Below are 25,921 nucleotides of genomic sequence, written 5' to 3'. Positions count from 1 at the left end.
ACAAATGACAATCAAAAACTTTATTTTGGGCCTTCCCCTTAGTCTAATTCTATTGACAGGCTGCTCAGGGTCAATCTCAAAAAACAAAGAGATGGAAATCAGTGACAACACCTCTTTTGATTTTAAAGCTAAAGCAAAGGAATTGGTATCCCAAATGACGCTTGAGGAAAAGGTATCCCAAATGAGTTATGAATCTCCAGCGATAGATAGACTTGGCATACCTGAATACAATTGGTGGAACGAGTGCCTTCATGGTGTAGGAAGAGCTGGCAAGGCCACGGTATTCCCTCAAGCAATAGGATTGGCCGCCACATTTGACAAGGACAATATGTCCAAGATTTCAGAAATAATTTCAGATGAGGCTAGAGCCAAACACCACGAATTTATTTCAAGAGGTAAAAGGGGTATCTATCAAGGCCTTACCTATTGGACGCCCAACATCAATATTTTTAGAGGTCTCTCGTTGGGGCCGTGGCATGGAAACCTATGGAGAAGACCCCTATTTGGCAGGAGAATTAGCAGTTCGCTTTATTAAAGGTTTGCAAGGAGATGACCCTAATTACCTAAAGCTGGTGGCCACAGCAAAACATTTTGCGGTACATAGTGGCCCTGAAGCAGACCGACATCGATTTGATGCCGTTCCTAGTCCTCAAGACTTTTTAAACACCTACAGTCCACATTTCGAAAAAGTGGTTAAGGAAGCCGATGTCTATTCCATTATGTGTGCCTACAATAGCTTCAACGGTAAACCTTGCTGCGGAAATGAAGAGCTTAGTAGTCTTTTACGTGACGACTGGGGTTTTGATGGTTATATCGTTTCCGATTGTTGGGCCATTCGTGATTTTTATGATGAAAATGCCCATAAAATAAGTGCAGACGCCAAAGAAGCTTCTGCCATTGCCGTAAAAGCAGGAACCGATTTGAATTGTGGAAATTCCTATCCGGCATTAGTACAGGCCGTTAAAGATGGCTTGATTACCGAAGCAGAATTGGATGTTTCCTTAGAAAGATTGATAGTTGCTAGGCTCAAACTGGGATTGTTCGCTCCTGAAGGCGCAGTAAAGTATGAAAGCATTCCTTATGATGTTGTAGATTCCGAAAAACACAGAATAGCAGCACTTGAAACAGCCCGTAAATCGATGGTTCTTCTTAAGAATGAAGAAAACACCCTGCCATTAGATAAAAATACTATTAAAAAGATAGCTGTAATAGGTTCCAATGCGGATGACTTGGAGGTATTATTGGGCAATTACAATGGGTATCCTTCCGAACCCATTACTCCTTTAAAAGGTATCCAACAAAAGCTTCCCAATGCCGAAGTTTCTTATGCTGTTGGATGCAAATTAGCAGAAGGTCTTCCTGTTTTTGAGGCAATGCCAAAATCTGTTTTGTTCACGGACAAGACACTGAAAACTAAAGGACTAAAAGGCGAATATTTTGACAATATTGCCTTTGAAGGACAGCCAAAACATACCAGAACTGATGAGACGGTCGATTTCACTTGGAGGACAACGCCTCCTTTTGAGAATATGAACCCGGACACATACTCGGTTCGATGGACGGGCATACTAACCGTGAAAGAAACAGGAAATTATGCTCTGGGCGGCGAAGCCTTTTCTTCCATGCAGCTATTTCTTGATGATAGCTTATTAATGGAACGACAAGATGTTCATCACCCCAAAAAAATCTATGAATACGTAAAATTGGAGGCAGGCAAGAAATACAAAATCCGGTTTGAATGTGTTCAAAATAATACAGACCATTCCATTATGCGATTGTTATGGGAAGCTCCAAATGATAATTTGGAGGAAGAAGCCATTGCCGTTGCCCAAGATGCTGATGCTGTGATTTTGTGTATGGGAATCAGCCCATTGCTAGAAGGAGAAGAGATGAAGGTAAAAGTCGACGGTTTCTCTGGAGGAGACCGCGTGCACACCAAATTGCCGAAAACCCAAACCGACTTGATAAAGAAAATACAGGCCATTGGAAAACCCACGGTTCTAGTATTGCTCAACGGAAGTGCATTGTCCGTAAATTGGGAAAATGAAAATATTCCAGCAATTCTAGAAGCCTGGTATCCAGGTCAAGCTGGCGGAACAGCCATTGCGGATGTCATTTTCGGTGATTATAATCCAGCCGGGCGCTTACCTGTGACTTTCTATAAAGATATCAATGATATCCCAGCGTTCAGTAACTATGATATGAAAGGCAAGACCTACCGCTATTTTAAAGGAGAACCTTTGTATGAATTTGGTTATGGCCTGAGTTATACCTCTTTCAAGTATAGTAATCTGGAAATCCCTACCAATCTTGAAGCAGGCAAGGACTTAACGATAAAAGTAGATGTTGAAAACATAGGAAGAATCAAAGGGGATGAAGTCATTCAGGTATACATTCAAAACCCAAATGCAGATGAATATAATCCGCACAAAACCTTGGCCTCTTTTGATAGGGTTTCTTTTGAATCTGGGGAAAGTAGAACTTTAACCTTCAAAATAAGTAAAGAACAATTAAGCACAATAAATACGCAAGAAGATAAAGTTATAGAACCTGGAGAATATACGATTTCAGTTGGTGGCGCCCAATCCTCGTTAGACCGCATTCAAAAGGGTTCTGTAGCAGTAAAAAGACTAATTGTTTCTGGAAGTGCCGTAAAAATTTAAAGAATACCCCTATCTTTTGATGTATTGTAACAAAAAGCAACTAAACCATCATGTTCTATATCGGTTTTGACATAGGGAGTTCTTCTATTAAAGTTTCTTTAGTGGATGCTGAAACGGCCAAGGCCATTTGCACCCTACAAGAACCCAGTGAAGAGATGCAAATTGTGAGCAATCAAATAGATTGGGCGGAACAGGACCCTGAAGTATGGTGGAAACATATTTGCACGGCTTCAAGGCGGCTTTTAGATGAAAAAAAAATCAAGGCTGAACATATAAAGGGTGTAGGTATCGCATATCAGATGCATGGCTTGGTTATGGTTGATGCAGATGGAAATGTAATCAGGGATTCTATAATTTGGTGCGACAGTAGAGCAGTTTATATTGGTGAACAAGCCTTTTCAAAAATTGGTGAAGACCTATGCATGGAACATATGCTAAACTCTCCGGCCAATTTTACAGCTTCAAAACTGGCTTGGGTAAAACAACACGAACCAGAAAACTATAAAAGGATTCATAAGTTCATGTTACCTGGCGACTATATCGCTTATAAATTTTCTGGGGATTTCACCACAACAATATCCGGTTTGTCCGAAGGGATTTTGTGGGATTTCAAAAATTCGGAACCTGCGGGAACTGTCTTAAATCATTATGGAATAGACAAAAATCTTATCCCGACAATAGTTGACACCTTTGGTGTTCAATCCAAAGTTTCGGAAAAAGGAGCCGAGGAAAGTGGTTTACAAAAAGGGACTCCCATTTTGTATCGAGCTGGTGACCAACCTAATAATGCTTTATCCCTTAATGTATTCCAGCCCGGTGAAGTGGCAACCACAGGCGGAACATCTGGGGTTTTGTATGCTGTTACAGATAGTTTGAAGGCGTCTGAAGGCATTAAATTGAACAATTTTGCCCATGTGAATCACTCCCCAGAAAAACCAAGAATTGGAAAACTACTTTGCATAAACGGATGTGGAATTCAATACCGATGGTTGAAAGATGTATTGAACCTCAGCCAAAACTCATATGAGGTCATGAATTCCTATACTTCCAAAGTACCAATAGGTGCAGATAGTCTGCAACTAATTCCCTTTGGAAATGGTGCGGAAAGGATGTTTGATAATAGAACAATAGGTAGTCATATCAGCAATCTAAATCTCAATAAACATGGTCAGGGGCATATACTACGTGCCGCCTTGGAAGGCATAGCTTTCTCTTTTGTGTACGGCATGGAAATACTGAAAAAAGACAATACCCAAATCAATGTGATTCGCGCTGGTAACGACAATTTGTTCCGTTCAGAGATATTCTCAGAAACAGTGGCTACTTTAATAAATCAAGAAATTGAGATGTACAATACAACAGGTGCAGTAGGAGCTGCTCGGGCAGCTGGAAAAGCAGATGGTGCTTTTGATTTTGGCTCCATGGTATCCCAAAATGATTATGTACAAACCTTTACACCTAATCAAGAAACAAGCAAGTATTCCGAAGCCTATGAGCGATGGAAAACAACATTAAATACATTACTAAGAAATCCAAAAGACTAATGGCATCAACTAACGAATATTTCAAATCCATAGGTAAAATAAGTTTTGAGGGAAAGGATTCTGACAATCCTTTGGCCTATAAGTATTATAATCCTGAACAGGTAGTTGCAGGTAGAACCATGGCAGAGCATTTCAAGTTTGCCGTAGCGTACTGGCACTCCTTTTGTGGTACAGGGGCGGATCCTTTTGGTCCTGGAACACAGCAATATGCATGGGATGAACCCAAAGATGCCGTTGAAGCAGCCAAAATGAAAGCAGATGCTGCTTTCGAATTCATTTCTAAGTTGGGCTTCAACTATTACTGCTTCCATGATTACGATTTAATTCGCGAAGGGGCCACATTTACCGAATCCGAAGAACGTTTAAAAGCCATTGTATCCTATCTAAAGCAAAAACAACAGGAAACAGGTATCAAGCTATTATGGGGCACATCCAACTGTTTTTCCAACCCTAGATATATGAACGGTGCAGCGACCAATCCGGAATTTAATATTCTGGCGAGAGCAGCGGGCCAAGTAAAATTAGCTTTGGATGCCACTATTGCTTTGAATGGTGAAAACTATGTTTTCTGGGGCGGAAGAGAGGGTTATATGAGTTTGCTCAATACAGATATGAAACGAGAACTGGACCATATGGGCATGTTTCTGACCAAGGCTCGTGATTATGCAAGAGCACAAGGCTTTACAGGGACTTTTTTCATAGAGCCTAAGCCTATGGAACCTATGAAGCACCAATATGATTTTGATACGGCAACATCCATCGCCTTTCTAAAACAGTATGGTTTAGATAAAGATTTCAAAATAAACATTGAGGTCAATCATGCTACTTTAGCACAGCATACCTTTCAGCATGAGCTTCAGGTAGCAGCCGACGCAGGTATGCTGGGAAGCATAGACGCAAATCGTGGGGATTATCAAAATGGATGGGATACCGACCAATTCCCAAATAACATTTATGAAGCTACAGAAGCTATGTTGGTCTTTCTAAATTCGGGAGGGTTACAAGGTGGCGGAATTAACTTCGACGCCAAGATAAGACGAAACTCAACGGACACTGAAGACATCTTTTTGGCTCATATTGGGGGTGCCGATGTTTTTGCACGAGCATTATTGACCGCTGAAAAAATCATAAGTTCTTCTGCTTACAATGCATTGAGAGAAAAGCGTTATGCTTCTTTTGATTCAGGAAGTGGTGCTTCTTTTGAAAAGGGAGAGCTTGACTTTGAGAGCCTGTACTCCATTGCCAAAGAAAATGGCGAACTGGCTTTAATCAGTGGAAAACAGGAGCTGTTCGAGAACATCATAAACCAATACATATAATCTATGGAGTCCGTTCTTGAGTTTGGGGATTGGATAGTTTTGGGCATCTACTTTTTGGCGTTGATTGGTGTCGCCGTTTGGGTAGTCCTACAAAAAAATAAAGATACCGAAGACTATTTTTTGGCAGGAAGGAATGTAGGATGGTTCGTGATAGGAGCTTCCATATTTGCCTCCAACATTGGCTCCGAACATGTAGTGGGATTAGCTGGGACCGGATTTGAGTCCGGAACACCCATGGCCCACTATGAGCTGCACGCGTGGATTGTATTGCTCTTGGGATGGCTATTCTTACCCTTTTACATCAGAAGTGGTGCTTTTACCATGCCAGAGTTTCTGGAAAAACGGTTTGATAGTCGATCTAGATGGTTCTTATCCATTTTTTCCTTGGTAGGTTATGTAATCACTAAAGTATCGGTGACCATTTATGCGGGAGGTATTGTAGTATCAGAACTTTTAGGAGTTTCTTTTTGGGGTGGGGCAATCGGCATTGTGATCTTTACAGGAATTTACACCATTATAGGTGGGATGAAAGCCGTAATATATACCGAAACCCTGCAAACCATTATTTTGATTTTGGGCTCTATCATTATTACTGTTTTAGGTCTGAATGAAATCGGAGGATGGACTGCAATGACCGAGACTGTAAAAGAAGTAAGTCCAGAACACTTTAATATGTGGCGACCTATGAGCGACCCCGACTTCCCATGGACCGGACTGTTGATTGGAGGCACAATTGTAGGTATTTGGTATTGGTGTACCGATCAATACATTGTGCAAAGAACCCTGGCCGCAAACAATATCAAAATAGGACGAAGAGGGGCTATTTTTGGAGCTTATCTGAAGTTATTACCCATTTTCATATTCCTTATTCCAGGAATCATTGCCTTTGCCTTGACCATACAAAATCCTGAAATATTTAGTGTAGAAAAAGCGGACCGGGCGTTTCCTATGTTGGTAAAAACCTTACTACCTGTTGGATTAAAAGGATTGGTAGCAGGTGGGCTTATTGCTGCTCTAATGAGTTCGTTGGCTTCAGTTTTCAATTCGTGTTCCACCATTTTTACCATTGATATTTATAAAAAGATAATGCCAGATAAGGAGGAGAAACAACTCCTCCGAATTGGTAAGACCGCCACGGCAGTAATTGTTGTGCTTGGTATTTTCTGGATTCCAATAATGGAAAAAATAGGTGGCGGTGTTATGTACCAGTACTTGCAGAATGTGCAATCTTATATTGCCCCTCCGGTCACCACTGTTTTCCTTCTGGGAATTATTTGGAAAAGAGTGAACTCAACAGCAGCTATTACCACCCTAATGACCGGATTGGTTTTGCTTGTTGCAAGATTAAGCGCCGAAATCTATTATCAACCGGATATTGAACACTTTCGTCAAACCGGTGAGCAATTGGCGTCCGGATTTGCCTATACATTTGCAACTATAAACTTTGCCCATATGGCTATTTTTATGTTCATTTTTTCCGTAGCCCTTTGCATAGGTGTCTCATTGGCAACGACTGCTCCAGACTATAAAACCATTAAAGGGTTGTCTTTTGGAACCTTGGGTGAAGATGATAAACAATTGGCCAAGAAAAGTTATGATACGATTGATGTGGTACTCTCCATTTTATTGGTTGTCATTGTTATTGGAATTCTAACGTACTTTACAGGATAATCAATGCTCACATGTCGTACAGGAAAATAGACCAATCATGATGGAAGTAATCAAACTTGCCAATTCCAAAGGAATGGAAATGGAAGTATGTAGTTACGGCGCCACCCTCATGTCTTTAAAAGTACCCGACCGTAACAATGACCTGGTCAATGTGGTCGTAGGATTGGATAATGCTGAGGCTTATGCCTCCCCAGAATTTCAAGAACACAATTTATATCTGGGATGCACAGTGGGCAGATATGCAGGTCGTATATCCAAGGGCTTATTTGAGTTGGAAGGAAAAAAGTATTCTCTAGAAAATGAAAACGGAGTGCACCTGCATGGTGGCAGTACAGGGTTCGACAAAAAAAACTGGGAGGTACTATCAACCGAGAGCAGTCGAAGCAACAATGTAAAATTCGGTTTACAAAGTCAGCATATGGAGGGTGGCTATCCCGGGAACATTAAAGTCACTGTGGAATACGAACTTCTTGAATCAAATGCATTAAGAATTTTATATAAAGCGACCACAGACCAGACCACGGTTTTAAATCTCACAAACCATGCGTACTATAATCTAAATGGCGAGGGAAGTGTTTCTGAACATTATCTTCAAATTAACAGCAACAAAATATTGGAATTGGATAAGAAAAAGCTTCCAACAGGAAAAATATTGAACTGTTCCAAGACGCATTATGATTTTGTCAACAAGGCCAAAATCAAAAAAATAATGGAATCAGGACTTGATACCGTTTACGTGCTTTCACCTAAGCCATTTTCCGCTGCGCTCTATTCAGAAAAGAGCGGAATTTGTATGAAAGTGCTCTCCAAACAGCCTGCGGTGGTGATATACACTCCACCTGAGTTCCCAAACGTGAATTTTAAAGATGATGCAACCTACAGTGTATTCCCAGCCATTTGCTTTGAGACACAAAACTTTCCGGACGCCCCCAATAACAAACATTTTCCAAGTTGTGTACTAAGGTCAGGGGAAACCTATACAAATGAAACGGTACTGGATTTCAAAATACTAACAACAAACTGACTTTTTTCACTAATTCTTTTTCCTACATTTTGCACTAGTGTTTTTTGCCCTTTTTGAGATTTTAGGCAAAAGGTATGTAGCAAAACTATGGTACCCCTTGAAAGCTTAAGAAAAACACTTGCTTCAACGTGAGTATTTCAAAAAAACCTTGCAGCTAGGACATCTTTGTATATCAAATACTATTTTGTTACCTCCAACTCTTTTTTCAAAATATTCTTAAACCGAGTTGCACTTAAATAGTGGTCATCCAGTAACCGACCGTTATGTAAAAGACTGAACACCCCAAATCCAGATGGTGCGCTTTTGGCTTCTTTGACAGTCTCTATTTTGGAAACTTTTAAATCCACTTCGTAATCCATGGCAACGTTTAAGATTGCTGCCGCCGATTTCTCATTCCAAGGACACTGGTCCGCATAAATTAGGTGCCAACCTTTGTACTTTTTTTGTTGCCGATGCCAGTCCAACAAACTTGGTTTTCTAGCATCTTTGTTCCAGGTTTTCGCCAATAACTCAAATCGGTCTTTGGATTCAATTTGTTCAAACCCATTTTTTTCAAAAACGCTTTTATTTGCCAGCCATCCGCCCTTGCTTGTCATTACACACACTCCGTCCAAACCCGTTGCTTTCCCTTCTTTTTCGGCATCTTCAATAAGCATGGCACCATACCTTTTGTTCCTCTGCTTTTTCGAATAAACATAAGTACAATGAATGAATATATAGTTATCCGCATTAATAGGCCGCCAGGCATATTTGCCTGGAACATACTCGATAAAACCTATCATTTTGTCCTCGTTGTTCTTAAGAATTTTTATTCTCAAGCCTTCTTGAAAGCGCTTTTCAAACCACTCTAGTTTGTCCTTAAAGCCTTGCCTTTTTGTATCCTTGATACAAAAAAAAGTCTCTTTCATTGCATTCTCCGGTGTAACCTCAACAATTTTCATAATCCCTTTTATTCGTTATTTAAAAGTGGCGGTATGTGATACAGGGATATCCCAAGCTTCTTTAATCTTACCATCAATAATACACCATAAAACAACCGCTTCTATTTCCATAGATTCGCCATCCAACATCATAGTATCCCTGACATGTGTGATGACCAATTCATCCCCCATGGGAAAAGCGGATATTGGGTTTACCTTAAAAGAACCGTTGGTGCCAACTGCCAATTTTTTAAAAAAATCAATTAACCCCGATGAGCCATAATAGTCTCCTTCAACCTCAGGCAGCTCAGGGTTGATATAATGCCAAACAAAATCTTCAGCCAACATTTCTCCAATAGTGCTTGGATTAGAAGGGTCGAACTTGTTTAGAATTCTAATATTGGGGTGTTCCTCGTCCATACTATCACTTTTTCACTGGCACTATTTTGAAGCTGATTACCTTCAAGGTGAGTGCTCCGTAAGTAATTGATAGAATAACCACTGAAAGCAATATGCCAACGTAAGGCAACATGGTGAACAATCGAAGTACTATGGCAAGGCATAAAGCAAGGAAGGTAATACCCCAAAAGTTCCATTTTTTTGTCTTTTTATGTTTGTAGTAGTAAACCAACAACAGTGCGGCAATTAGATGACCAAACAGAAGGCTGAACAAAAAAATACCGGTAGCAAAGAGTCCTATGGGAATACCAATAACAATCAAGAAAGCAAGAATTATCAGCAAAGGAATACCGAACAGATAGATTAGACCAATCCCGAAGCTTTTAAACCAGTTCTTTTCCAAACCTTCAACAGCTTCTGAAAATGTATTTCTAAAAAGTGAATGCAGTATGAGGATAACCAAAAAAGCGGATAAAATATAAAACACCCATAATGAAGGGGATTTTGTACCGAATGTAGTTGCTGACAACTCCGAGTTTTCTTCACCTAAAGATTCATTAAACGTAGCTTCCGTGTTAACAAGCGCTTCCTTAAAGTCTATTTCCCCATCGCTATTCCAATACTCAACTTTCGAGTGGAATTTTGCATTAGGTCCAACAGTGAATTCCTCACTTATTATTTTTGAAGTTTCATTGAAAACTCCATTGATGCTTACATCTGTCCCTTTAATTTCGGCTTTTCCATTTACCTCTCCATTTATTTCAACATTTCCGCCAAAACACTTGAGATTTCCATTTACTTTGGCATTTTCTGTGAGGATTACTTCACCGCCAAAGACGATTAAGTCATCCTCAATTTCTGAGTTTATAGTGACTCTACCCACAGCCAGTCGCACATCATCAGCGATGTAACCATTTACATATAGTTCACCACCAGCTGCAATTAAGTCTCCATTTATGCTGTCATTTATTACAAGGTTTCCTCCGGCAATTACCAAGTCCCCCTGGACAACCGAATTCACCTTGATACTCTCCCCAGCCCGATAGGTGTCATCCGTCTGGGTAGTGTTAATTAAGATATCTCCTGTCTTCTCCGTTTGACCAAAAGAAAACATAGCGCAAAGTACTGTTAGCAAAAAAGTAGTTGTTTTCATATGTGTTTATTTTTGGAATACCGACAAATGTATTGTCAATCAGGAGCTTATAAAATGATGCAAATCAGCGGAAATGCTTTAACAATGCCAGTTCCAAATACCGTACACACCACTTTGAAGCATGTATCAAGGAGAAGGATACCGTGATAACAGCTGATTAAAATCATTGTTCCACCATCCTAACAGAGTTAATTTGGACGAAGAATGATTTGTGGGTCTGATCGGAAAAAATATGTGCTTTTGATATTCCTAGAATATGTATCCAACATTTTACAATTGATAAAACCCTTGCCTCATGATATTTCTAACTCCCCAATCCAGTGTTTTCTTTATACTGCTGTTCGTTTTATTTGTTTTTCTATTACCGGGCGCCATTTTCTACGTGTATTATCACTTTAGCAAACGGGTAAACAAACAGGTCGAATTTCTTTTCAATCTTAGTGGTAATACCGAAAAACCAGCAACCCAAGAAGACCTCAATCATTTACCACAAATTGTGAGACAATACGTATTGAAAGTTGGGGTATTGGGAAAGTGTAAGGATTGCCATGTCATTTTGAAACAATCAGGAAACATTAGACAGGAAAAAAATAAACGCTGGATGACTTTTACCGGAAAGCAGTTCATATCTGCGAAAACTTTAGGTTTTGTTTGGGCAGCAAGAAGCTTTCCCTTTTTTGTAATAGATAAAAGTATAGAAGGTGAAGGTGAGACGAACGTGAGTTTTCTAGGTTATTTTTCGTTAGGTTCCGATAGTTCAGCGAAAACCCATCAAAGTGCTCTAGCAAGATGTCTCGGAGAATTGGCTCTGTACCCAATATGTTTTCTCAATGAAAAGATAAACTGGGAAATTCTTGATGATAAATCTGTAAAAGCCAAAATAGTACAAAACCATACTTCTGCCGAAGGTGTGTTTTACTTCAATGATAAGGGATTGATAGACCACTTTGTTACCCATCGTTATAGGGGCGATTCGCTGGAAGAATTTACAGGGAGGTTGAATGCATATGAAAAAAAGGATGGCTTATTGGTCCCTACAGAATTAAGTGCCACTTGGAACTTAGCCGAAGGAGACTTTGAGTATTTCAACTGTAAAATAACCGATTACAAAATTGAATAAGTATCCCAGCACAAAGAATAAATCGAGTTATACGAAAAACAATATCAAGCTTTGAGTTTGGTACTCCCACTCACCCTTCTTTTCGGATAAATACGGAGCACAAACAGACCCATTTTTCTCAGCTCGCAGATAAGGGTATCCAAATCCCTAAATGTGGAATACTCGAAATTTATTGTATTCTGATTCAGGTTCAACCTTACTTTTTGTATATGCCCTAAAGCGTTCAGCCTGTTCTCCACTTTCTTTGGCGACTTGAGACCTGAGAGCTCTTTTACTTTTATCCTTCCAATTATCATATTTCTTCTTTGATTTTGCAATACAGGACCTCATCAAACATGGTTTCCATTGCTAAACAACCTACCCAATGTATTCCACTCGGAAAATGATTTACGTCATCTGAAAAGAGGTTCTTCTACCATTTTTAGATAAAAAAGGTCCTGATTCATCCAAATCCATTAACCCTGACATAGGTCATTTGCCATGGTATTCCTATGAAATAACTTTATGAAAATCCAAAGACAAGTGTTATGAAAACATTACTCTATGCCACAGATTGTACTCCAACTACCTCGGCCGCGTTAAAATATGCCCATAGGCTGAGCAGGGTACTAAACGCCAATCTGCACATTCTACATGTATACGACCTACAGCCCTTTACAACGGCTAATGTTAGGTCAAGGGGTATTTTGGAAAAAAACTATTTTCTAGATCAACTTGACGTACTTAAAAAGTATTGTAAAAATCAGTTAAAAAATGAGCTTGGAGCTGTGGATGCAGATTTTCATGCAGTAAAAAGCACCAATATTTCAAAAGCTATTTTAAAAACCGCTGAAGAAATCAATGCTGATTTGGTCATGGTAGGAGTCAAAAGCACAAAATCATTAAGAGGATTCTTTACGGGCAATATAGCGGAGAATTTAATGGACAAACTTAAATCTCCATTGCTCATTCTACCCGACGACTATCATCTTCATGATATTTCCACCGTGCTTTACGCAACAGATTTTGAGCCTACGGATGTCTTCGCCCTTAAACGTGTGGCAAAACTGGTTGAATCTTATGGTGCCTTGATCAAGGTCTTTCACATTCCCCTCAAAACAGAGGTTAATGTTGACGAGAAAATGGAAGTATTTAAAGAAGAGGTATTAAAAAGGATTGATTATCCTGAGATTATTTTCTCCATTGAATATGCCGATGACGTGGAATCAGGGATTCATAATAGTATTAAGGAAGAAATCCCCGAAATGCTTGTGATGATGGAGCGTGAGCAACCTTCTTTTTTTGATAGGCTTTTCTGCAAGGATACCGTGGAAACCATAGAAGGCAAAATATCCATTCCACTGCTGGTCTTCAACAAAGAAAGTATAGTGGACATGTTCGCTCGGGATTCCAACGATACATTAAAAGAGCAAACAATAAATTGAAAAGCACGTCTAGGAACCAAATCAGTTTATTGATGTACAATACGCCCATCCTCCATTTGGATAATGCGGTCCGTTCGTTTTGCAAAGTCGCCATCATGCGTAACCACCAAAAGGGAAAGTGCCTGTTCCTCTTTTAATTGTTTAAAAATCTGAAACACATTTTCCGCATTAAAACTATCCAAGTTGCCCGTTGGCTCATCTCCCATTAGAATGGTAGGGTTGTTTATCAATGCCCGTGCTATGGCCACCCGCTGCTTTTCCCCTCCGGAGATCCTAGAGGCCTTTTTAGTGGCCAGATGTTCAATATGTAGCATATTAAGCTTTTCAAGAGCATCATGCTCTATTTCATCATATGATTTTTCCGCAAGTTTCTTTGCGGGAAGCATCACATTCTCAAGAACGCTGAACTCCGAAAGCAAGTAATGAAATTGAAATACAAAACCAATGCTTTTATTTCGTATTCGGGAAAGCTCTTGATGCTCTTTGCCCGTGACCAAGCCTCCATTTAAAAAAAGTGAACCTGAATAATCTGTATCCATGGTGGAAAGTATATAGAGGAGTGTCGATTTACCAGAACCTGATTTACCCATTATTGATACAAATTCACCAGCCTCAATGCCAAATGAAATATCTTTTAGCACATGAAAATCCTTAGGTTTATAAAAGTGCTTGTTTATGCTTTTTGCTTCCAGAATAAGGCCCATATCAACTTGTTTATGTTCCCCGTATTATTTGAACAGGATCAATGCGACCTGCTTTTCTTGATGGTAAATACCCTGCAATGATGGTTGATAACAAGGCAAAAAAGAATCCAATCATGTAGTAACCAAGTTTATAGTTTACAGGATAGGTGGTAATCGTAGGTAATGCTTCGGTCTCAAAAGGGGCTCCGTCAATAAGCTTGGATAACAGAAACCCAATGCACAAGCCCAACACCCCACCGATAAAACCAATTATTATGGCCTGGCTCATGAAGATGTATTTAACATCTCGTCCTGAAAAACCAGTGGCTTTCAAAATGGCGATATCCTTCATTTTTTCGTAGATCAGCATATTAAGAATGTTATAGATACCAAATCCTGCAACTATCAAAAGAGTAACGGATACGGCATACGTAATAAGGTTCCTAATATTTGAACCCGTTTCAAATTGTGCATTCGCTTCATTGATATCGATGGCTTCAATATCAAATTGTTTTTCTAACCGGTTGGCCATTTGTTCCGCTTCATTAATTTGGAAAAGTTTGATATTGATATCGGTCACATAGTTTTCCGCTTCCCCCAGAACACGTTGCACCGTTTTTAATTTTGCAAAGCTTTGAATATTGTCTATCTCTGCTATCCCACTTTGATAGATGCCCACTATTTTGAGAGGAAAAATATTCCCCTCAGCGGTACTGACCTGTACCCTATCGTCAACAGAAAGTGACATTTTTTTTGCCAGCCCAGCTCCCAGAAGGATTCCATTTTCAGAATTTTTCAATGCTTCCGGAGTTCCTTCGACTATGTTGTCTCGAATATTCGAAAGTCGTACCTCTTCCATAATATCCACGCCAACAAGATTCCCGCCCAATTCAATAGATCCTGATAAGTAGAATATTTGAGCCTGCAACTGAGGAGTAGCCCCTCTAACATTTTCATCGTTTCGCAAATAGTTTAATATAGGTAGGGCGTTATGTATTTTTCGCTGCCCTTGTTTTGGTTTTATGGAGTGTACCACATTGAAAGCTTCGTCCAAATTTTCAATAAGTGTTATTGGCTGTTTTTCAGAGGGTTTTATTTCATTGTAGATATGAACATGGGGCGTTTGGTTCAGTACCAGGTCGTCAAGCATTTCATTGAGACCGGTCATAAAGCTCACTAAAGTGATGTAGGCACCAATACCAAAGGTAACCCCTAACGTTGCTGTAATCGTTGACTTCTTCTTTGTAACCAAATGGGTTTTGGCAATTTCTAAAATGACCTTCCAGTTTATCATCAGTTGGGTTTTAGTATGGCCGTATTCTCATCTATTCCATCCAGTATCTCTACCTTATCCAAACTCTGTATGCCAATTTTGACAGGCACTTCTCCTTCATTGGTCAGTACTCTGGAACCATCTATTAGATATTCTTTCATTATGGTCAAAGTCTCATCCTTTTCCGCAATAACAATATTTGCTTCACCCGATAGACCGGGATAGAGTTTTTTAGGGGGCAATAAAAACGTGGCCTCTACTTTGAACGTTTGCGATCTTTCGTCTTTTTTTGGATAGATCTTGGATAATTTCGCTTCAAACACCTGGTCGCCATATGCATCCAATAGGATCCATGTTTTTTGGCCTATATCCAATTTCACGATATCGACTTCATCTACAAGCAACTCTATAAGAAATCTATTGCTATGACCTACCGCCGCTACTGGCTCATTTGTACTCACAATTTCACCTGGGTTCTTATACAGGGCATAAACGGTACCATCAATCTTGCTAGCTATGGTAAAATCTCTTGATATCTTCTGAGCGGCCTTAACATCGTTTTCAGCTTGCATCACTTGTGTGGACAATTCATTTTGTGTTCGCTCGTATTTCCTTTTCAATAACCTTAGGGTATTCTGTGAAAGATCATAAGCCAATTGCCGGTTGTCAAACTCAATCTTTGAACCAATGTTTTGCTCCCATAGATTTTTTTGCCTGAAGTAATTTATGGAGTCATTTTTAAGCTGTAGAAGTGCTGTTTTAATTTCGTCTTGAATTTCCCTCAAAATAGCCGCTTCCCCTTCATAATTATCACGTGCCAATCTTAATGATAACTGAACGTTTCGTTTGTTCATCTCAGTTTCCAAATTCCCTATTTGGACAATAGCCTGGTCTTTTTTCACCATTTCGCCCTCTTCCACTAAGTTGTAATCTAAAATTCCTGACACAGAAGAATAAGCCTCGTAAAGGCTATCTGGTTGAATAGTTGCAGAAGCGTAGACCGATTCGGTTAGCGGTACTTTTTGCGGATATGTTCTTTGGTCCTTTTTAGTACAAGCAACAACCCATAAAAATGAAATAAAACAAACTAGGTGGTATTTATTGATGGTTTTCATAAAAGTCTTTTTTCTACTGTTTTGGATTATAACCATTCAACTTTTCAATTTTAGCATTAGTTGGGTTTAGAGTCCTTGCGACATTCCTGCCACAAGGGACATCCTTTTTCATTTCTAAGTGGAAGGATGCTTCCGTTCTTTTCAATCTGCATAGCTATGATAAGCTCCTTTCCTTCATAGATGATTCTAGAACCGGTAACCTTTAGCACATCTCCCCTTTTCAGTTCAAAATGCTTTTTTTCCAAATACCAATCCGGTCCAACATGGATGTTTACTTTGCCCTCATTATCTTCAAGTTGAAGATGTATACAACAATAGTCTTTATCCGAAGTCAAAATGGTCTCAACCGTATGTATCACACCATTAACTGTTTCAACAGTATTAATGTCAAATTTTGTTTCAAACAGATGCAATTTGGAAGTGTTTTTTTGAGCGGAAAGAATCCCGATACCGAACGCAATAAACCATACGAACAAGTGTACTTTTTTCATGACAAAAACGGCTTATGGACCTTGACAAAACTACTTTCCAAACACAAGGCGTAAAATGATTACAGTCATTGTACAGGGGTGATTTTTATACTTCTTTTGCCATTAAAAGACATGATATTCCTTATTCTTTTGTCTTTGCTTATTCTGGTATTGATAGGTTTTTTATTCCTGCCTATGGAGTTGACAATAAACACTTTCAACAATCAGTACCAAATAACCTTTAAAGGTTTGGCAAAAATGTGGTTGGAGGCGGACAAGGATTCAATACTAAAAATTGGATTGAAGGTGTTCTTTTTCACCCGTTATTTTTCTCCTTTTGATAAAAGAAAGAAACAAGTTCAAAAAACAAGAAAAGGAGTTAAGAAGAAGGAGAACAAGAAAAAAGGTTGGTCTTTGGGCCAGATAATAGCATTGCTGAGAACTTTTAGGCTCAAAAGATTTAGGCTTGATATCGATACAGGGGATTACATAACCAATGCCAAACTATATCCGGTTTTCGCTTTGATCAATTTTTACGGATTGCCCTGTCAAATCAATTTTAGAGATACCAATGGTCTGATTTTGCAGATACAAAATAGGCCAATTCACTTATTAAAATCATTTATTAATTATAAAACAAAAAGTCATGGATTTACAATTTGAAGAATTACTGAAACAGATTACGGATTTTATTAAAACAGAAGCTACAACAGATACCATAGTTGGAGAGCAATTTCAACTGGGTGAGTTCAAATGCGTACCTGTAATTAAAGTGGGTATGGGATTTGGTTCTGGAGGTGGCGAAGGTGTTGATGGAAAAATACGCAAAGGTGAAGGTCTTGGTGCAGGTGCGGGAATGGGCATTGAGCCTATTGGGTTTTTGGTAACCAAGGATAACGAAATATCTTTTTTGGAAGCAGGAAAATCCCATGGACTTGCGGCGGCCTTTGAAAAAGTTCCTGAACTGATAGAAAAAATCGTTACAAAGAAACAACAGGCAGAAAAAGAAACGGTTTAATTGGATTGTTTTGAAAAGGGCATTCTTTCATGATGCCTTTTTTAATTATGTTTTCTGAAATGAATCATTGATTTTGAATATTTCTTTCTTAAACTGACCTAGGTCATTTCAGGTATTATGGACTCTTTATACTTTAGCACCATTAATGACGTTCATGAGAATTTTTGATAAAGACCGGAATGACCTTTACGGCAGTGTAAAGAGGAAGAGTTCATTGTAGCTTATCCGCATACCGGTTGGTCTTTGAACCGATAAGGAACAGAGGCCTGGTGGAAAATTGACTTCATCAAGTACTGATGCTTTGTCTTAGATATTTTGGCAACAGAGTATTGAAAACAAGGTGATGGTATAAAAATGAAATCGGTTTTTTCATAGCGGAACAGGAGGTGCAAACCTCCTGTTCTTTTTTATAGCCACCCCAGTTATCTGAAGACGTTCCTTCCAGAATCTTGATGAACCTATGGAAACTTTTTCTTGGCATAATTCTATTTCAAGAAAGACCATTCCCAAAATGGCCTTGGCTGTTTTCATTGTTTTCTATTTGATCTCCATACTTATCCATGTTCATTCATTGGCTTTACTTTCCCCAAATAATACAATTTCAATTTGGGACGGTTATCTCTGTGATTTGATTGAACCCAGCATCCCAGGCCTATATAGAAATACCGCCAGACCATTTGCTGTTGTGGCCTTATGGTCCATATGTTTTGGATTGTTGTTCTTGTGGAGAAAACTGATTATGGTGTTAAGACCAAATTATGGATGGTATCAAATAATCTGGCATGGGCTTGGTCTGTTTTCCATTTTTTTGATGCTATTGCTACCCTTTGGAAATCATGATCGTATCATTTTTTTCTCTGGGCTATCGGGTATTTTTTCCGTTCTTTTTGTGTGTTTGGACCTTGCGAAAAACAGGTACTACGAACAATTATGGGCAGGTATATTGTTTTTGGTTGCACTCACTTCCAACAACCTCTTGTACCTTATTGACTTTTGGGTAGACCTATTACCCATGATACAAAAGTTCACACTTCTTTCGTTTGTTGTTTGGTATCTGGTCCTTGACAAATTAACCGCCAAATAGGCGTCAATATTAGGGTCAATATTTAACGATGTCTAGAGGTCTATCTTTTGTATTTGCCATTCATTATCCGTTTTGACAGCTATCAACTGATCATTTAACAACTTAGAATTAATCATGGGTACTTTGTAGCGATCCTTTCTCATTTGAATATTATATCGTCGTCTTAGAAATTTCACAATATCACCAGAAGTATCCATCAAGACCTCGTGAAACTTGTATTCATAAATATTCAATTTAAACTCGTTCTGTCCCCTCAATACTTTCTCATAAACAATGCCAATGGTATACCCATTTTTAAAAGGGTTTACATTTAAAAACTGATGTTCAATTGCCAATTCTCCTTTGGGGTTTATAAAACCATATATGGGAATATCCTCAACATAGGTCATTACCATACATAGGCCATCTGAAAAATGTGGGTATTCGATGGCATGTATCCCATTTGAATGTTTTTTTGCTTCCATATTCCAATGAACATCCTTGCGGAAATCTATGGCAAGGGCTCCTGAATCATCAATAAAAGCCCATTCGTCTCCTTTTTGTACTGCGGCCATGCCTTCGTTAAATGGTGTTACTTTATCAAAAGTTTCAGGCAACTGCGCCATAAGGCCCGATAACATAAAGAATGCAGCTAAGGTTGATTTGATTTTTAGTTCCATTGTTCTGATTTTTTTTGTTAAAACATGATATTGGAGTAGACCATATCCTTAAGGTCTTTTGGAAGCGAATCCCGTATATCCTCCAATTCACCCAGAGATACATACTTTCTCAAAAAAATAAAGGTTGTTTTGATGTATTGTTCCGCTACCTCCTCGCTATACTCAAAATCATTTATTGCCGCTGCCCCATCGTGTTTGCGCACCAAATCAATGAACTCGGGCATACGCTTGATTTTTGGTTTTTTCTTTCCAACACTCCAGCCGTGCACATAAACCCCTTTTAAGAACATGGGTAATTGCGCCATAAATTGACACGACTCCTGAATTGGTATGATATCTCGTAATGCATACAGAACAGAAGTCAATATTCTGCCCGCCTTATCCGTATTATCCCCCAAATTCATCTGTTTGGTATATTCCTTTAAGAACTTGTTGCCTTCTGAAGCATATTGATTGAAATTTAGTGCCATAACCTAGGATTTATAAGAACAAATATGCTAGTAGTAGGCTTCATACAAAATGACGTGGGTCATAGTATCTGCCATAATCCACCATTACTTTTAATCCAACATATTCCTAGACTCAATAACAGGACATGTCCCATACTGAAACTGTGTGCAGTCTTAAATAAAATAACCTAGATAAACATCAAAAAAATGGAAATGAAGCAATTATTGGTACCTGTAGATTTTTCCGATTGCTCGGAATATGCTTTGGAGGTCGCCGCTCAATTGGCCAGGAAACTTAACGCAACTATTACCATTTTTCACATGATGGGTGTTTCCGAATCTGTATTGGCTAAATCTGAATTGTATGAACAAGAAGAGGCCAAATACTATATGAATTTGGCCAAAGAAAAAATAAATGAATACACCAACAAGTCGTATTTAATGGGGATTCCTGTAAAGACGGTTATTCAAAACTACAAGGTCTTTGAGGAAGTAAACAAAGTGGCACAAGAACAGCAAATAGATTTGATAGTTATGGGTTCTCACGGTGCAAGAGGATTCAGCCGGCTATTTGTTGGCTCCAATACGGAAAAAGTGGTCCGTTCTGCAGAAGTCCCGGTGTTGGTCATTAAAAAACCTCATCATGACTTTAAGATAGAAAATGTGGTCTTCGCCTGCAATCTTGAAGCCGAAAATCGTGCGGCCTTTAAAAAAGCACTTGATTTTTCCAATCTTTTTAATGCCGAACTTCAACTGGTTTATATTAATACGGAAGGTTCCAATTTTTTGAACAGCCGACAAATTGCCGAAAAAGTAGCCGATTTCACATCGATAATCGGGAACACTCACAAATTGAACATCTATCATGATTTTAATGTTGAGCAAGGCATATTCAACTTCGCGGAATCCATTTCTGCAAATATGGTAGTGATTCCCACGCATGGCCGAAAGGGCATCGCCCATTTCTTTAAGGGGAGCATAGGGGAAAAAATGGCCAACACGGTAAAACTACCCTTAATGACCATTAAGATTTAGTCAGGTCTTAAAGAGTAGCTCCAACCTACCAAGTCTAATCAATTCGGACTTATTTCTTCCAGAAAATGCAGAGGCTATGGACCTAGCCGTTGCCATAATCAAATATTTGATTTGATCATTAAAACGAGCCTTATGATCCGTATAAAACCTTTCAAAATCTTCGTAGCACTCAACTGCATCCTTTTCATTCTCCAACAACCAATCAAACACAGTCTCAATTTGAAAAGCGGCATCCGTACCGTATTCATCCTCAACTTCATCCACTTCCAACCAATGCTCTCTAACCATTTCCTTAAGCCTGTCTATCTCCTTTATGTGAACACTATGGTCCGCTTTTGCCACCGCATAAAACAGCTTTCCAAGACTTTGATAAAACGCTTTTCCTATATTTTTGTTGGTAACCATCATGACAGTTATATTTAGTATTACAAGTACAATGTATCACCTTTGGATGTATTGTTAAATGACCAAGATCAGCAATTTAAACTACCTTTAAGAGGTGAAACTCTTCGAGCAAAATAGTATTTTCAAAATCCTATCTGAGGCCATTTCGGAAGGTATTCTTATAGTTAATGACAAACAAACCATTGTTGCCAGCAATAGTGTGGTCAATGCAATGTTTGGGTATCCTGAAGAAGGTTTGAATGGAGAATGCCTAAGTGTTTTATTACCAACAAATAGTAGAGTAGTCCATGAGTCGCATTTTAAGGATTTCCTCGCCAAAGGCAAAAAGCGAAGTATGGGACTTGGGCTAGATTTAGAAGGAGTTAGAAAGGATGGTACCAAATTTCCCCTCGAAATCGGGTTGAACCCCTTTAAATTACTTCGCAAGGATTACATAATGGCCTTGGTCGTGGACATAACCGAACGAAAAAGAGCAGAGCAGGCCATAAATCACTGGTATAGGATTTTCAATGAATCACGCAACGAAATATTTGTTTTTGATATAGAGAGTTTTAGGTTTTTTGACGTGAACTACGGGGCTCAATTGAACTTGGGGTACAACTTTGAAGAGCTGGAAGAGAAATCCATCCTAGATATAAAACCCAAACTTACGCAAGCTAGTTTGAAACGGTTGATAAGACCTTTGCTCAATGGTATCAAAGAAAAGATAGAGTTCGAAACCATCCACCGCAGAAAAGATGGCTCAACATATCCTGTAGAGGCACATTTGCAGTTATCAACCATCGGTAAGAAAAGGGTTTGCGTTGCTATTGTATTGGATATCACGGAACGTAAAAACTATACCCAGACTCTTGAAAACAAGGTTGAGCAGCGTACCATGCAACTTAGCGAAGCATTAAAGGCTGAGAAAAAACTAAACGAGCTAAAGACCAAGTTTTTGTCTCTGGTATCCCATGAATTCAAAACACCTCTGACAAGTATACTTACCTCAACATCCCTTTTATCAAAGTATACAGAGGGAGATCAACAGGACAAACGTGATAAGCATATCGAAACTATTAAAACAAAAGTTAGATATCTGGATAACATCCTCACTGATTTTCTGTCCATAGAGCGTTTGGATTCCGATAAGGTAAAGTATAATTCAACAAATTTTTCTTTGAGCAAAGTGATCAATGAGGTTGTTTACAATGCAAATACCCTTTTAAAGGAAGGTCAACACATAATTTATCCCAAGGACATAGATGGAATTTCCATTTCATTTGATGAGAAAATAATGGTTTTGGCCCTTTCCAATCTTTTGCACAATGCCATTAAATATTCCCCGGAAAACACAAATATTGAACTCCTGGTTGAAAAAGACCAACATCACTTGACGATCAAGGTCAAAGACGAAGGACTAGGCATACCCGAAGAAGAACAACCTTTTGTTTTTGATAGGTATTTTAGAGCAAGCAATGTACTTACCACTCAAGGCACAGGGATTGGGCTGAATATTGTAAAACAGCACATGAACAACCTTGGCGGAACAGTAGCTTTTGAAAGTAAATTGGACAAAGGTTCCTCCTTTATGGTAAAGATTCCCATTAAATAGGCGACCCATGAAAAAGATTTTACTTGTAGAAGACGACGCATCACTACGTGAGAACATAGCGGAACTTCTTGATTTATCCGGATTTTTGGTTTTTGACGCAGCCCATGGCAAAATAGCTGTGGACATTGCAAAAAAGGAATTGCCAGATATAATCCTGTGTGACATTATGATGCCCGAACTTGATGGTTATGGTGTTTTGGAAGAATTATCCTCACTCCCTGAAACCAGGCATATACCTTTTATATTTATTTCAGCAAAAACGGAGCGGCAAGACGTACGCAAGGGCATGAATCTAGGAGCCGATGACTACTTAACCAAACCATTTGAAGAAGAAGAGCTTTTAAACGCAATCCACTCTCGACTGCAAAAAGCAAAGCTTATTGATTCCTTAATATCACTAAAACATCAAAAGCAAGGAACAAGGAACCAAATACGCTCATTGCATCAGTTGAAAAACTTTTTTGATGATTATGGTCAAATAGTTTCATTTAAGAAAGAGGAAACGGTATATAGTGAAGGTGAGCATTCGAATACCATTTATTTAATACTAAAGGGCGTAGTAAAATGTTACAGACTGGATGAACAGGGCAAAGAACTGATCACCGCTCTCTATGGAGCTGACGAGTTTTTGGGATTTACTTCTCTCTTGGAAAATCTACCCCATCAAGAATACGCAGTGGCCATTGAGAATGTTGAAATGGCCGGTATAGCGAAATCAGAACTGAGAACCATCCTGGAGGATAACAAAAATGTCTCCCTTGAGCTGATGGAAGTGCTTGCCGGCAACATTACCGAGATAAAAAAGCAATTATTGCAAATGGCATACAGTTCTGTTCGAAAGAAAACCGCCCAAACTTTATTACAATTCGAAAAAGCCATGGGAAAAGGTCCCACAAAATCTTTGCAAATAACCCGTAGTGACCTCGCCAATGTTGCGGGAGTAGCAACGGAAAGTCTGATTCGCACCTTGTCAGATTTCAAGCATGAGGGGTTGATTGAGGTAGAAAATAGGGACATTAGAATATTGGATAGGGAAACCTTGATGCATATTCAATAGTTTTCATACCCCCAATGTTCCCATTATCTGATATTTGTCATTACATAATATTCTGATCCACTTTAAATTAGTGACGTTATTCCCTTGGTGATGAAGAATATTTTGGTCCCAATAGACTTTTCTGAAAATGCTGAAAACGCATTGCGATACGCACAAATAATCTTTAAAGAAAATGATTGCAACTTTTATCTACTTCACGTAGCACCACTGTTAAGCACGCAAAAGAACACCACATCCTCCAAAAAATATGAAGTATCCAAACTTCATATGTCTAAATTAAATACAAGGGCCAAAAAATGGAGCAATGGTGCCAATCACAGATTCAACTTTGTAGTTGAACAAGGGTTTTTTATAGAGACCATTAAGAAGCAATTTGAAGAAAAGCAAATTGATCTTATTGTTATGGGCACAAAAGGCGTTTCCGGTTTACGCGAAAAAGTAGTGGGTAGTAATGCTGGCGATGTGATTACCAAAGTACAGTGCAACACCTTGGTGATTCCTAAGGATGTGGCATTTCAAATGCCCGCAGAGATAGCATTCCCCACAGATTTCAACATTTTTTATACTCACGGTATTTTGAATTCCATTTCGGAAATGTTGAAATTAAATTTTGGTAAAATACGGGTCATGAACGTATTGAAAAGAGATACTGAGTTAAATTCTGAACAATTAAAAAATAAAGAATACTTGAAGGATTACTTGATTGAATCATTTTTGGAGCGATACAGTTTTCATACGATTACCAATAGAAAAGTAAAGGCGGCCATCCAGTGTTTTGTTGAGAGCAGGGATGTTGATATGATTATTATGGTAGCCAAAAATTTAAATTTTATACAGCAAATTCTGTTTGACTCCATCGTGGAAAAAATCAGTTTTCATACCACGGTTCCCTTCTACGTGGTACATGAGCAAAAACAAGTATCCAGAGTTCCATGAATGAGGAATATCATTTTATGTGTTGAGTCCGGCCCATATTTTTAAGGTTAAAATTAGACCTTGAAAACAATACTGATTCCAATTGATTTTTCCAAGAATGCACTGCAGGCCCTACAATATGCGCAAGAACTGTACAAGTGCAACCGAGCAGAGTTTTATCTTTTGCATGCTTTTGCCGAAGAGGTATACGGTCCGTACAAAACCACAACGGTTAAAACACGAAAAACCTTAGAGCGTGATATTCGCAAAAAAGTTGAGGAAAAACTTAAAGAACTTGTTTCCTCTGTAGAAGGGACGCCACCCAACCCATTACATAAGTTTATCACCATAGCTGCTTTTGACAGTTTGGTGGATGCAGCGAATGATTTGGTTGAAAAACATAACCTAGACCTTATCATTATGGGCACCCATGGTGAAAACAGTACGCACAAGACTACCTTTGGAAGCTATACCATAGAAGTGTTCAAGTATGTAAAGTGTCCAGTGCTCGCTGTCCCTTCTGATTTTGAGTATAAACAACCCAAGGCTATTCTATTTCCCACAGATTATATGCTCCCGTTCAAAAGAAGGGAATTAAAGTTGCTATCGGAGCTTGCAGGAAACTTCAAATCAGAAATCCACTTTCTATATCTATCGGATTTCAATGTTTTGAGTGCGCGTCAAGTTGACAACCAACTTTTTCTAAAAGGCAATCTGACCAAAGCCTATCTATTTTTTGAAACAGCTCCTGTAAAGAACAGGGTTGAAACCATATTGGAATATATAGGAGAACACGACGTGGATATGCTTACCATGGTAAATTCCCGACACTCTTTCTTTGAGGATATGCTGTACAGTTCTACGATTGACCAACTGGGCCTTAAGATCAAAATTCCATTCCTGGTGATGCAAAATCTGCCCAGATAA

The 25,921-nt window shown here is 38.9% G+C and carries 27 protein-coding genes; 16 read left to right on the top strand and 11 right to left on the bottom strand.

All coding sequences use genetic code 11. From position 1 onward, the window contains the following. Window positions 1-4 precede the first annotated feature (4 nt). The 6 genes from ACOKFD_RS14230 to ACOKFD_RS14205 are packed head-to-tail and all read left to right on the top strand — an operon-like array spanning window position 5 to window position 8,221. Window positions 5-535 carry a glycoside hydrolase family 3 N-terminal domain-containing protein gene (locus ACOKFD_RS14230; protein ID WP_422858519.1) on the top strand — a complete coding sequence of 177 codons (531 nt, stop codon included), beginning with the start codon at window positions 5-7 and terminating at the stop codon, window positions 533-535. After that, a complete protein-coding gene (locus ACOKFD_RS14225; RefSeq protein ID WP_422858518.1) occupies window positions 477-2,663 on the top strand; it encodes a glycoside hydrolase family 3 C-terminal domain-containing protein in 2,187 nt (728 codons plus the stop codon). The genes ACOKFD_RS14230 and ACOKFD_RS14225 overlap by 59 nt, the downstream gene beginning before the upstream one ends. A gap of 50 nt (window positions 2,664-2,713) precedes the next feature. Then, window positions 2,714-4,207, top strand: a complete 1,494-nt coding sequence (locus ACOKFD_RS14220) for a xylulokinase (RefSeq protein ID WP_422858517.1) — start codon at window positions 2,714-2,716, stop codon at window positions 4,205-4,207. Beyond that, window positions 4,207-5,526, top strand: coding sequence for a xylose isomerase (xylA, locus tag ACOKFD_RS14215; protein ID WP_422858516.1), 1,320 nt, complete (start codon window positions 4,207-4,209; stop codon window positions 5,524-5,526). The genes ACOKFD_RS14220 and xylA overlap by 1 nt, the downstream gene beginning before the upstream one ends. A 3-nt stretch (window positions 5,527-5,529) precedes the next feature. Next, window positions 5,530-7,197 (top strand): sodium:solute symporter, encoded by a 1,668-nt coding sequence (locus ACOKFD_RS14210; protein WP_422858515.1) that lies wholly within the window; start codon window positions 5,530-5,532, stop codon window positions 7,195-7,197. A 37-nt stretch (window positions 7,198-7,234) separates the two neighbouring features. Then, a complete protein-coding gene (locus ACOKFD_RS14205; RefSeq protein ID WP_422858514.1) occupies window positions 7,235-8,221 on the top strand; it encodes an aldose epimerase family protein in 987 nt (328 codons plus the stop codon). A gap of 179 nt (window positions 8,222-8,400) precedes the next feature. On the opposite strand, the gene ACOKFD_RS14200 is transcribed toward ACOKFD_RS14205, so the two are convergent. From ACOKFD_RS14200 to ACOKFD_RS14190, 3 genes are read right to left on the bottom strand one after another with little or no spacing between them, the layout of a single operon-like run. Beyond that, window positions 8,401-9,162, bottom strand: coding sequence for a GNAT family N-acetyltransferase (locus ACOKFD_RS14200; protein WP_422858513.1), 762 nt, complete (start codon window positions 9,160-9,162; stop codon window positions 8,401-8,403). 15 nt (window positions 9,163-9,177) lie between these two features. After that, window positions 9,178-9,561: a nuclear transport factor 2 family protein gene (locus tag ACOKFD_RS14195; RefSeq protein WP_422858512.1), complete on the bottom strand. Its 384-nt coding sequence runs from the start codon at window positions 9,559-9,561 to the stop codon at window positions 9,178-9,180. A 4-nt stretch (window positions 9,562-9,565) separates the two neighbouring features. Next, window positions 9,566-10,693: a hypothetical protein gene (locus tag ACOKFD_RS14190; protein WP_422858511.1), complete on the bottom strand. Its 1,128-nt coding sequence runs from the start codon at window positions 10,691-10,693 to the stop codon at window positions 9,566-9,568. A 295-nt stretch (window positions 10,694-10,988) separates the two neighbouring features. On the opposite strand from ACOKFD_RS14190, the gene ACOKFD_RS14185 reads away from it, so the two are divergent. Further along, the gene (locus ACOKFD_RS14185) at window positions 10,989-11,813 is read left to right on the top strand and encodes a DUF6544 family protein (protein ID WP_422858510.1); all 825 of its coding nucleotides are present in this window, start codon (window positions 10,989-10,991) and stop codon (window positions 11,811-11,813) included. Window positions 11,814-11,857: 44 nt separating this feature from the next. Here the strand turns inward: ACOKFD_RS14185 and ACOKFD_RS14180 are convergent, their stop codons facing one another. Further along, window positions 11,858-12,109, bottom strand: a complete 252-nt coding sequence (locus ACOKFD_RS14180; RefSeq protein WP_422858509.1) for a hypothetical protein — start codon at window positions 12,107-12,109, stop codon at window positions 11,858-11,860. Window positions 12,110-12,340: 231 nt separating this feature from the next. On the opposite strand from ACOKFD_RS14180, the gene ACOKFD_RS14175 reads away from it, so the two are divergent. Continuing rightward, entirely contained in the window at window positions 12,341-13,237 is an 897-nt protein-coding gene (locus ACOKFD_RS14175) for a universal stress protein (protein ID WP_422858508.1), read from the top strand. 26 nt (window positions 13,238-13,263) lie between these two features. On the opposite strand, the gene ACOKFD_RS14170 is transcribed toward ACOKFD_RS14175, so the two are convergent. From ACOKFD_RS14170 to ACOKFD_RS14155, 4 genes are read right to left on the bottom strand one after another with little or no spacing between them, the layout of a single operon-like run. Then, window positions 13,264-13,941, bottom strand: a complete 678-nt coding sequence (locus tag ACOKFD_RS14170) for an ABC transporter ATP-binding protein (RefSeq protein WP_422858507.1) — start codon at window positions 13,939-13,941, stop codon at window positions 13,264-13,266. A 10-nt stretch (window positions 13,942-13,951) separates the two neighbouring features. Continuing rightward, window positions 13,952-15,214 (bottom strand): FtsX-like permease family protein, encoded by a 1,263-nt coding sequence (locus tag ACOKFD_RS14165; protein WP_298995429.1) that lies wholly within the window; start codon window positions 15,212-15,214, stop codon window positions 13,952-13,954. Continuing rightward, window positions 15,214-16,308: an efflux RND transporter periplasmic adaptor subunit gene (locus ACOKFD_RS14160; RefSeq protein WP_422858506.1), complete on the bottom strand. Its 1,095-nt coding sequence runs from the start codon at window positions 16,306-16,308 to the stop codon at window positions 15,214-15,216. Before ACOKFD_RS14160 ends, ACOKFD_RS14165 begins: the two co-directional genes overlap by 1 nt. Window positions 16,309-16,364: 56 nt before the next feature. Then, window positions 16,365-16,799 carry a hypothetical protein gene (locus ACOKFD_RS14155; protein WP_422858505.1) on the bottom strand — a complete coding sequence of 145 codons (435 nt, stop codon included), beginning with the start codon at window positions 16,797-16,799 and terminating at the stop codon, window positions 16,365-16,367. A 111-nt stretch (window positions 16,800-16,910) separates the two neighbouring features. Between ACOKFD_RS14155 and ACOKFD_RS14150 the strand changes: the two genes are divergently transcribed. The 3 genes from ACOKFD_RS14150 to ACOKFD_RS14140 all read left to right on the top strand — a co-directional run bounded on the left by ACOKFD_RS14150 (window position 16,911) and on the right by ACOKFD_RS14140 (window position 18,880). Continuing rightward, window positions 16,911-17,441: a hypothetical protein gene (locus ACOKFD_RS14150; RefSeq protein WP_422858504.1), complete on the top strand. Its 531-nt coding sequence runs from the start codon at window positions 16,911-16,913 to the stop codon at window positions 17,439-17,441. After that, window positions 17,425-17,796 (top strand): GerW family sporulation protein, encoded by a 372-nt coding sequence (locus ACOKFD_RS14145; protein WP_106144148.1) that lies wholly within the window; start codon window positions 17,425-17,427, stop codon window positions 17,794-17,796. Before ACOKFD_RS14150 ends, ACOKFD_RS14145 begins: the two co-directional genes overlap by 17 nt. A gap of 460 nt (window positions 17,797-18,256) precedes the next feature. Next, on the top strand, window positions 18,257-18,880 hold the full coding sequence (locus ACOKFD_RS14140) for a hypothetical protein (RefSeq protein ID WP_422858503.1): 624 nt from the start codon (window positions 18,257-18,259) through the stop codon (window positions 18,878-18,880). A 32-nt stretch (window positions 18,881-18,912) separates the two neighbouring features. Here ACOKFD_RS14140 and ACOKFD_RS14135 read toward each other — a convergent pair whose 3' ends face one another. Both ACOKFD_RS14135 and ACOKFD_RS14130 read right to left on the bottom strand, forming a co-directional pair. Then, the gene (locus ACOKFD_RS14135) at window positions 18,913-19,539 is read right to left on the bottom strand and encodes a WG repeat-containing protein (protein WP_422858502.1); all 627 of its coding nucleotides are present in this window, start codon (window positions 19,537-19,539) and stop codon (window positions 18,913-18,915) included. 17 nt (window positions 19,540-19,556) lie between these two features. Then, window positions 19,557-20,009: a DUF2267 domain-containing protein gene (locus ACOKFD_RS14130; RefSeq protein ID WP_422858501.1), complete on the bottom strand. Its 453-nt coding sequence runs from the start codon at window positions 20,007-20,009 to the stop codon at window positions 19,557-19,559. A gap of 192 nt (window positions 20,010-20,201) precedes the next feature. On the opposite strand from ACOKFD_RS14130, the gene ACOKFD_RS14125 reads away from it, so the two are divergent. After that, complete coding sequence (locus ACOKFD_RS14125; RefSeq protein ID WP_422858500.1) at window positions 20,202-21,023, top strand: universal stress protein; 822 nt, start codon at window positions 20,202-20,204, stop codon at window positions 21,021-21,023. On the opposite strand, the gene ACOKFD_RS14120 is transcribed toward ACOKFD_RS14125, so the two are convergent. Then, entirely contained in the window at window positions 21,024-21,431 is a 408-nt protein-coding gene (locus ACOKFD_RS14120; RefSeq protein WP_298995455.1) for a hypothetical protein, read from the bottom strand. It abuts the gene before it with no gap. A gap of 91 nt (window positions 21,432-21,522) precedes the next feature. On the opposite strand from ACOKFD_RS14120, the gene ACOKFD_RS14115 reads away from it, so the two are divergent. The 4 genes from ACOKFD_RS14115 to ACOKFD_RS14100 all read left to right on the top strand — a co-directional run bounded on the left by ACOKFD_RS14115 (window position 21,523) and on the right by ACOKFD_RS14100 (window position 25,921). Beyond that, the gene (locus tag ACOKFD_RS14115; RefSeq protein WP_422858499.1) at window positions 21,523-23,022 is read left to right on the top strand and encodes a PAS domain-containing sensor histidine kinase; all 1,500 of its coding nucleotides are present in this window, start codon (window positions 21,523-21,525) and stop codon (window positions 23,020-23,022) included. 7 nt (window positions 23,023-23,029) lie between these two features. Next, the gene (locus ACOKFD_RS14110) at window positions 23,030-24,079 is read left to right on the top strand and encodes a response regulator (RefSeq protein ID WP_422858498.1); all 1,050 of its coding nucleotides are present in this window, start codon (window positions 23,030-23,032) and stop codon (window positions 24,077-24,079) included. 90 nt (window positions 24,080-24,169) lie between these two features. Beyond that, on the top strand, window positions 24,170-25,015 hold the full coding sequence (locus ACOKFD_RS14105) for a universal stress protein (protein WP_422858497.1): 846 nt from the start codon (window positions 24,170-24,172) through the stop codon (window positions 25,013-25,015). 60 nt (window positions 25,016-25,075) lie between these two features. Then, window positions 25,076-25,921: a universal stress protein gene (locus ACOKFD_RS14100; RefSeq protein ID WP_422858496.1), complete on the top strand. Its 846-nt coding sequence runs from the start codon at window positions 25,076-25,078 to the stop codon at window positions 25,919-25,921.

This window comes from Flagellimonas ulvae (assembly GCF_049333175.1).
Classification (GTDB): Bacteria; Bacteroidota; Bacteroidia; order Flavobacteriales; family Flavobacteriaceae; genus Flagellimonas.
The sequence above is the reverse complement of the archived record's forward strand: the minus strand, read 5'-3'. Positions and strand labels throughout refer to the sequence as shown.